This is a genomic window from Shewanella sp. BJSY2023SW001 (assembly GCF_047314685.1).
GTDB classification, from domain to species: Bacteria; Pseudomonadota; Gammaproteobacteria; order Enterobacterales; family Shewanellaceae; genus Shewanella; species Shewanella indica.
Genome location: NZ_JBKORF010000084.1, coordinates 127,189 through 135,870 on the forward strand (window position 1 = coordinate 127,189; position 8,682 = coordinate 135,870).

The window sequence follows — 8,682 nt, forward strand, 5'->3', positions numbered from 1 at the left end:
AAGCTACTGAGTTTACCGAGCTAAATACTATTTTGTAACCCATTCTTTACAAATTTTCATCACTAGCCTCCGGAAATAAAGTGTGAGCTGGTTAACAAAAGTTCGCCCTTGAGTGAACATGAAATCAGAAACGATTCAGGCAGTGAGTATGGACTATGAGTAAAGCAACTCAATATGTGGCACGTCATCCAGGCAGTGATGGCCGAATAGATTACCCGCAAGATGAACACGCCATCTGGCAGGAGTTGTATTCCCGCCAGGAACACAACTTGCCCGGTCGCGCCTGCGATGAATACATGCAAGGGCTCAAGGCATTGGACTTGCCCAAAGACAGGATCCCGCAACTGGGAGAGCTGGATGCCGTGTTGCAGGACACCACGGGCTGGAAGACGGCGGCGGTGCCGGCGCTTATTTCATTCGGGCGCTTCTTTGAACTCCTGGCCAACAAGGAGTTTCCGGTGGCGACTTTTATCCGCAGCAGGGAGGAGTTTGATTACCTGCAGGAGCCGGATATCTTTCATGAGATTTTCGGTCATTGTCCCTTGCTGACCAACCCGGCCTTTGCTCATTTCTCCCATATTTACGGTCAGTTGGGGCTTGATGCCAGCAAGGAAGATAGAGTCTTTTTGGCGCGTCTTTACTGGTTTACCGTGGAGTTTGGTTTGCTGCGTACCCAGACCGACGGCCTGAGAATATACGGTGGCGGCATTTTGAGCTCGCCGGGCGAGACGCTGTACGCCTTCAGTGATACTCCGGAGCGCAGACCTTTTGAACTGCTGGATGTGTTGCGCACTCCCTATCGGATAGACATTATGCAGCCCATCTATTACGAGATAGAGCATATAGATTTTCTGGATGAAATCGCCCGCATGGACATTATGAAGGCGATTACTCAAGCCAAACGATTGGGACTCTTTACCCCCAAATTTCAACCCAAAGCCAGCTGATACTGGCGGTAATGGCCTGTGTGCAAGAGTGCAGGCCACTTTCAAGGAGATGTTATGACTGAACTGGCCAATATGAAGTGCGAAGCATGCCGCGCCGATGCTCCCAAGGTGACAGATGCCGAGCTTGCTGAGCTTATTCGGATGATCCCGGATTGGGGCGTGCAGGTGCGCGATGGCATCATGCAGCTGGAGCGGGTTTACAAGTTTAAAAATTTCCGGCAGGCGATGGCCTTTAGCAATAAGCTGGCGGACTTGGCTGAAGAAGAGTTTCACCACCCGGGGATCCTGACTGAATGGGGCAAGGTGACTGTGACCTGGTGGTCGCATTCCATTAAGGGGTTGCACCGTAACGACTTTATCATGGCTGCCAAGACAGACCAGTTACTGGATTAATCTTTTCCTAATATATTCAGTGTGTTGATTGTATCTTCACACTGAATCCTTTCCCTTTGTTACAAATCTGCTGTAAAGCGTGCTTGCCACTTGTGTCAGAACCTTCTAACGTATAGGGCGCATTTTTACATCGCTTGCAGACCTCTTCGTGCGGGCGATAATCCCAAAGAATCTGAATTATAAAAGGGAATGACAGTTATGCGCTTGGAAGTCAGTTGTCAGGATCGCGTTGGTTTAGCCAAGGATATTTTAATGGTGCTGGAGCGATACGGGATTAACCTTATCGCTATCGACGCCAGTAACAAGGGATTCTTATATTTGCAGTTTGCCGAGGTCGGCTTTGAGACCTTGAGTGAGTTGATGCCCCAAATCCGTAAGGTGGAAGGGGTGCACGACGTCAGAACCGTTTCCTTTATGCCCTCGGAGCAGGAGCATTACGCCCTAAAAACCCTCTTGAAAACCCTGCCGGATGCCGTGTTCTCCCTCGACGGAAAGGGGCGAATTCGTATCGTCAACGAGTCCGCCTTGCTTATTCTGGAAATGGCCGAACATGAAGTAATAGATGAATCCCTCAATCACTGGGTGCAAGGTTTTAATTTTGGTCGCTGGCTCAGTGAGCCCAAGGTGTTGGCGCAGGCTACCCGGGTTGCTATTGGCAGCAACGAGTATCTGGCCGAAATGCTGCCTATCTATCTGCCGGATGAAAACGACAAGAGTATTCTCGCTGGCGCCGTGGTGGCACTCAAGTCACCGGCGCGGGTGGGCAAACAGTTCAACGCGCTGCAGAGCCAGAGCAGTGGCTTTGACTCAGTGCTGGCCGTCAGCGACAAGATGAAAGTGGTACTCAAGCAGGCCAAGCGTATGGCACAGCTGGATGCGCCTTTGCTGATCACCGGGGAAACCGGTACAGGAAAAGAGCTGATGGCCAGGGCCTGTCACGATGCCAGCATGCGACGGGAGAAACCCTTTATTGCCATCAACTGCGCCGCCATGCCCGACAGTGCCGCAGAAGAGGAGCTGTTTGGTTATGTCAGTAAGGGTGAAGTGGTTAAGCGGGGTTTCTTTGAAGAAGCCAAGGGCGGCACCGTCTTCCTCGATGAAATTGCCGAGATGTCCAAGGCCGCTCAGGTCAAATTGTTGCGCTTGCTGCAGGATGGCAGTTTCCGCCGTATCGGCGGCGATGTAGAGGTGCGCGCCGATGTCCGTATCATCTGCTCGACCCAGAAGAATTTGGCGGAGCTTTGTCAGACCGGTGAGTTCCGTGAAGATCTCTACTACCGAATTCATGTACTGAGTTTCCATATGCCGGCGCTGCGTGAACGCAGGGTCGATATTATCCCGCTGACGGAAATGTTCCTTGAACACTACAGCCAGCAGCTTTCCAGCCCGGTGCGGCGGATCTCGGCGTCCTGCCGCGATCACCTGTTGACCTATGCCTGGCCCGGTAACGTGCGGCAACTGAAAAACGCCGTGTTCAGAGCGGTATCCATGTGGGACGGTTCGGCCGAATTGACTATAGAACAGTTGAAACTGCCTTCCTATGCCGAAGGTTTTGGCTATTTCGACAAGGAGTTTGAAGGCACCTTGGATCAAGCCATGAAGCAGTTTGAAGCCGGTTTGCTGCGGCGTCTCTATCCGGCGTACCCCAGTACCCGCCAATTGGCGAAAAAGTTGGGGGTATCCCACACCGCCATTGCCAATAAACTCAGGGAATATGAGATCAGCAAGAAGCGCTGAAACCCTGTAAAGCGGATTTGCCGCCGGAATGGCTGATATTTAGCCATTCCTTGAACGCAAAGCCTTTGCCGGCGCTTGCTGGTGATAAGTGTCAGTGAAAGTTTACAAACCCGTTCTCAAAGCGGTTAAATGTGAAGTGAGTCACAGAGTTTTCATTGCCCGCGGCATGAGGTATTACTGGCGGGATAACAGAAACGGATTGAGCCGGGCAGATTGCCTGATGAAAACCATTAATCCGGACAGAGACAGGAAGGAGCAGGTATGAAATTAGCGACATATGACAATGGACGCCGCGATGGTCAACTCATGTTGGTCAGTCGAGATTTGAAGCAGACAGTGGCTGTTCCCGCCATAGCTCAGACCATGCAGCAATTGCTCGACAGTTGGTCACTGCTGGAACCTCAGCTCAGAGAGCTTTCCGATGCCCTGAATGCCGGCATGTTGGATAACACCCAGGATTTTGACGAGAGCCGTTGTTTGTCACCTTTTCCCCGCGCTTACCAGTGGGCCGACGGCAGCGCTTATGTCAATCATGTTGAGCTGGTGCGCAAGGCCCGCGGCGCCGAAATGCCGGAGTCTTTCTGGACAGATCCCTTGGTCTATCAGGGCGGTTCAGACAGTTTTATCGCTCCCAGAGCCGATATCCCGCTGGCAAGCGAAGATTGGGGCATAGATTTCGAGTCGGAAATTGCCGTGGTCACAGATGATGTGCCCATGGGCGTGAGTGCTGAAAACGCCGCCTCTCATATCAAGCTGTTGATGTTGGTTAACGATGTGTCGCTGCGTAACCTGATCCCGGCCGAGTTGGCCAAGGGCTTTGGCTTTTTCCAGTCCAAACCTTCCAGCAGTTTCTCACCGGTGGCAATCACACCGGATGAGCTGGGAGATAAATGGCAGGATACCCGGGTTCATCTGCCGCTGATCACCCATCTGAACAACGAACTGTTCGGCAAGCCCAATGCCGGGGTGGATATGACCTTCAACTTTGCCGAGCTGATCGCCCATGTCACCAAGACTCGCCCCCTGGGCGCCGGTGCCATCATAGGTTCGGGCACCATTTCCAACTATGACAGAAGCGCAGGTTCCAGCTGTTTGGCCGAAAAGCGCATGCTGGAAGTGATTGCCGAGGGCAAGGCGGTGACGCCATTTATGGGCTTTGGAGACAGGGTCAGAATCGAAATGCTGGATGATGCCGGGCACAGCATCTTCGGCACGATAGATCAGCAGGTAGTTGAGTATATAGCCGAGTAAAATAACTTGATAACAAAACGGGGCTCTCAATAAAGATGAAGCCCCGTTGGTTTTAATACCGGCTTGGTATTGCCTTCGAATGTGTCAGCGTTAAGGCTTTGGATAAAACATCACCAGGGCAGAGTCGCAATCTAAGGTTAGCGAGCTTTGGGAGAACAACTTATGTTGAAATTATATGGTTACTGGCGCTCCAGCGCCGCTTATCGGGTGCGGATTGCGCTCAACCTCAAGGGGCTTTGCGCCGAGCAGCTCTCGGTTCATCTGGTGCGCAATGGCGGCGAGCAGCATCAGGCCGCTTTCAAGGCGCTAAACCCGCAGGAGTTGGTACCGGCTTTGGTGGTGACGGATGACAACGACGAGCGCGCCGAGTTGGTGCTGTCCCAATCGCTGGCGATCATTGAATATCTGGATGAAGCCTTTGGCGGTGAGGCGCTGTTGCCGGGTGATATTGAGCAGCGGGCGCTGGTCAGGGCTATGGCGATGGGTATTGCTTGTGAGATACATCCTTTGAACAACTTGCGAGTGTTGCAGTATCTGACCGGGACGCTCAAGTTGGATGATGCGGCCAAGAATGATTGGTATCGCCACTGGGTCGAGCAGGGCTTTGGTGCATTGGAGCAACAGCTGCAGCAGTACTCGGGCCGGTATTGTTTCGGCGACCAGGTCAGCCTGGTGGATATCTGTCTGGTTCCTCAGGTTTATAATGCCAAGCGTTTTAATATTGACTTGTCTCCATACCCCAACATTTGCCGTATTAATGATGAGTGCCTGATTCTGCCAGCCTTTATTGATGCTGCCCCTGAAAATCAACATGATGCCCAGTAGGTTTATTATTTTATAGTCATCTATGCGGTGACTATAAAATAACCTCCAAAATTCCCAGCGCTTGAAAAACCTTTCTTATAAAATGATACCTTTCTGTTAATAACAGGCTTTTAAAAATAAAATCTTCCCGGCAATTTGTAACTAATTGTTTAAACAATATGCTGTTTTTATTGCGTTTTCGTTTAGGTTTATACAGGAAATTATTTTTAGATTTATTGGTTTATCATTTCTTTATTTAGTCTTTTATAACATGCTTAAAATAACGCATCTCGTATCGTATGTAGGATTTTTCCTGCTTGTCGTTTTTCTCCTATTGAACTTGCTGTTACATGTGATACATATGTTAACGCTTAGTTTTGACTAAGCTATAACAATAAAAAATACGCCATACCTATTAAAGATTTGCTTCTGAAACCCAGTTTTCGGCGGTATGGCGTTTTATTATCAAAAGGAAAAGAAGCATGCATAAGTCGATTATTTCACTGAGCATAGCTGCAACCTTATTGGCGGGTTGTGGCAGTGACAGCAAGAAAGCGCCTGAGCCGGTTAATACACCTCCGGAAAGCCGAGATGTAACCTATGACGTTCGTCAGTCGGTACGCCTCAATGGACAACTGGAAGGAAGAGATGCCGAAGGAGGGATAACCTTTTCGTTAGTGGATCCCGGCGAAGTCAAGCTAGGGACTTTGACTATCAATGATACGGCCAAGGGGAGTTTCAGCTATCAGACAAATGCATTGGAAGGCACAGAAGTTGTGCGCTTCAAAGTCAGTGACGGCAAGAGTGAATCTATTTCGGCATTAACCTTGAGAATAAAGGGAGGCGATCCCTTGTATCAACATCAATGGCACTTGAAAAACACCGGCCAAAATGCCTTTGCCAGAAACCGTGGTGTGCTCGGTGAAGACATCAATGTCAGCGATGCCATAGCCTCAGGTGTTACCGGTAAAGATGTCATTGTAGCTGTGGTAGATGATGGTCTGGAGATCAGTCACCCGGATCTCAGTGCCAATGTGATAGCGGGCGGATCCTATAATCTAATCACAGGTACAGTTGACCCGACACCATTTTCCAATAGTGCTTCACATGGGACTTCGGTTGCAGGAATCATTGCTGCTGCCGGGTGGAATGGTATAGGTGGCCGGGGAGTTGCACCTGAAGCCAAGCTTATCGGTTTTAACTTCCTGGATAGCGACCCTAGCCGTGAGATCCGCAATGTACAAACCTTTGAAAATTTCACCAAGTCCCATGGCGCAAGTGCTTATAGCGACCGAGCCAGGGTGTTTAACCAAAGCTATGGAAACCAACCAATGATTCCGGGCTCAATGAGAGAAAATGAGTTTGAAGTTTATCAGCAGGTGACTACCAAGAGTTTTAATGGCAAGGGCAGTATTTTCGTCAAGTCTGCCGGTAATGGATATAATTATAATTTTTTGGGGTACAACGCCACAGGGCAACCTGAATATCTATTACCAAGAGACTTCTTTACAGCCAGAGGTGAAAATAGGCCAGCCAATAAAGGATTACCCTATCACAATGCCAACATGTCTCCCAATAATACCAACCTCTATAACCTTGTGGTCAGCGCAGGAAGTGCAAATGGTAAACGTAGCAGTTATTCATCTGTGGGGGCCAATGTTTTTGTTAACGCTCCCGGGGGGGAGTATGGTACTCAGAACCCTGCAATTGTGACTACGGACAGAGCCGGTTGTGACAAAGGCAGTTCGGTTACCGAAGAGCGCCCCAGAACCCCTTTTAATGGGGGCCAGCATCCACTCAATCTTGAGTGTGACTATCGTTCTACCATGAACGGGACATCGGCAGCAGCCCCGAATGTCAGTGGTGCGATTGCCATGATAATGAGTGTCAATCCATCACTCTCCTGGCGTGATATCCGGCATATTCTGGCCATGACGTCCAAGCAGGTAGATGCCAATATTCAGCCTATCAGAGTTCCTTTAAATACGGATGCTAGTCAGCTTTATGAAGCTGTGCCTGCTTGGTTTACCAATGCTGCTGGGTTTAAATTCCATGATTTTTATGGTTTCGGACGCATTGATGTCAGTAAAGCTGTTGCCATGGCTAGAAATTATAAGGTGAACTTAGGCGAATATCAGATAAGTGATAACTTGTCTCGTACCGAACTGAATGGGGCAATACCGGATGCTTCCTTGGAGGGGGTAAGTGATGTGCAGAAGTTCGATTCAGATTGGATTGTTGAAGGGGTACAAATTAATCTTACGGTAGAGCATAAGCGTTTGGCTGATCTGGCTGTTGAGTTAATTTCACCTTCGGGTACCCGTAGCGTTATTATGACTCCCTATAATGGATTTGTTCCCATTCGAAACTCTGGATATACAAATACTCCCATGTTGTCCAATGCTTTTTATGGTGAAAATGCCAGAGGAAATTGGACTTTGAAGGTTATCGATGTAAATAGTGGCGAACAGGGATATATTTTCCGAGTAGGAAAGGTGAATGTAGAAGAAAAGCTATTGGAAAATGAGGCTAATGGAGTACTCAAGTCCTGGTCTTTACGTATCCATGGTCACCAAGCCGTAAGCGCTTCTTAAGGAGAGGGTAGTATGAAAAATATTACAGTGATAGTTGTTTCGTTACTTATTTCTGCCATGTCTATGACAGTACAGGCTAGACCATTTTTGAGTGATGATTCTTTGTTGGATAAAGTAGCTCCCGAAGTTTATGACGTGGATACTCCATTGGTGAAAATTAATGATAGAGTTGTAAAGGCAGAAACTTTATCAAAGGGACAGCCTTTGGTTGATTCTGCTGGTGATGTTATTGCAATTCCAACAGGAAAATTCATTGTAAAATTGGCAGAAGGTGTCTCGGCTACCGAATTTTCTCAACAGCATAATTTGCATTTGGATTGGCGAAGTGATAACAACCTCCTTCTGTTATCCGCACCGGATGGAAGCGATTTATTAAAGGTTTTGGGTTCAATAAAACAGAATCCACAGGTTCTCAGAGCAGAATTGGATCTGGCACAGGACTTCTATCAACCTTGGTAACAGTAGAGAAAGTGTAAATAACCACTAGTGACATTCCTGGCTAGCACAGAGCAGATATACTGAATCTTATTAAAATAGGTTGATATTGATAGCCGCTGTTGTGACATGCTGGGTTATAGACGTACCTGCAGGTTCTGATTCTTGTAAAGGATTAGAACCCTGCAGGGTATATCTTTTTAAGTGTACAGTGTAAGTTACAGGTTTAATGCTGGGATTGAATAGTGTTGTAAAAGAGCTTTTTATGGTTGCGGAAATCTGTATGTTTAACAAATAACTTCATTAAGTGGGATGAGCATTAAGATGGCTGGCAATTTATAATAAAGCTATTTTTAATTGCCATATTTTCATATGGTAATGTTTTTAATGGTGTGTTTGATAGTTTTAGTATTGTCTTTAATCCACTTTTTATCTGTTTAAATCCTTGGTTAAGTAATTTTCATTTTAATTATTGCTGTAGTTTTAAAAAGTATTTCGAGGCTTGATTTTTCATCATTTTT

Annotated in this window: 7 protein-coding genes; all 7 read left to right on the forward strand. The window is 47.8% G+C overall.

Going from position 1 to position 8,682, the window contains the following annotated elements; genetic code table 11:
- Window positions 1-155: 155 nt before the first annotated feature.
- Window positions 156-947, forward strand: a complete 792-nt coding sequence (phhA, locus tag ACMHXH_RS20450; protein ID WP_071476251.1) for a phenylalanine 4-monooxygenase — start codon at window positions 156-158, stop codon at window positions 945-947.
- Window positions 948-1,001: 54 nt separating this feature from the next.
- A complete protein-coding gene (locus ACMHXH_RS20455) occupies window positions 1,002-1,340 on the forward strand; it encodes a 4a-hydroxytetrahydrobiopterin dehydratase (protein ID WP_025010903.1) in 339 nt (112 codons plus the stop codon).
- 198 nt (window positions 1,341-1,538) lie between these two features.
- On the forward strand, window positions 1,539-3,077 hold the full coding sequence (tyrR, locus tag ACMHXH_RS20460) for a transcriptional regulator TyrR (RefSeq protein ID WP_413738537.1): 1,539 nt from the start codon (window positions 1,539-1,541) through the stop codon (window positions 3,075-3,077).
- A gap of 261 nt (window positions 3,078-3,338) precedes the next feature.
- On the forward strand, window positions 3,339-4,328 hold the full coding sequence (locus tag ACMHXH_RS20465; RefSeq protein ID WP_039033782.1) for a fumarylacetoacetate hydrolase family protein: 990 nt from the start codon (window positions 3,339-3,341) through the stop codon (window positions 4,326-4,328).
- A 165-nt stretch (window positions 4,329-4,493) separates the two neighbouring features.
- Window positions 4,494-5,153 (forward strand): maleylacetoacetate isomerase, encoded by a 660-nt coding sequence (maiA, locus tag ACMHXH_RS20470; RefSeq protein ID WP_144361241.1) that lies wholly within the window; start codon window positions 4,494-4,496, stop codon window positions 5,151-5,153.
- Window positions 5,154-5,614: 461 nt separating this feature from the next.
- Window positions 5,615-7,726: a S8 family peptidase gene (locus ACMHXH_RS20475; RefSeq protein WP_335912118.1), complete on the forward strand. Its 2,112-nt coding sequence runs from the start codon at window positions 5,615-5,617 to the stop codon at window positions 7,724-7,726.
- 12 nt (window positions 7,727-7,738) lie between these two features.
- Complete coding sequence (locus tag ACMHXH_RS20480; protein WP_039033784.1) at window positions 7,739-8,185, forward strand: hypothetical protein; 447 nt, start codon at window positions 7,739-7,741, stop codon at window positions 8,183-8,185.
- Window positions 8,186-8,682 lie beyond the last annotated feature (497 nt).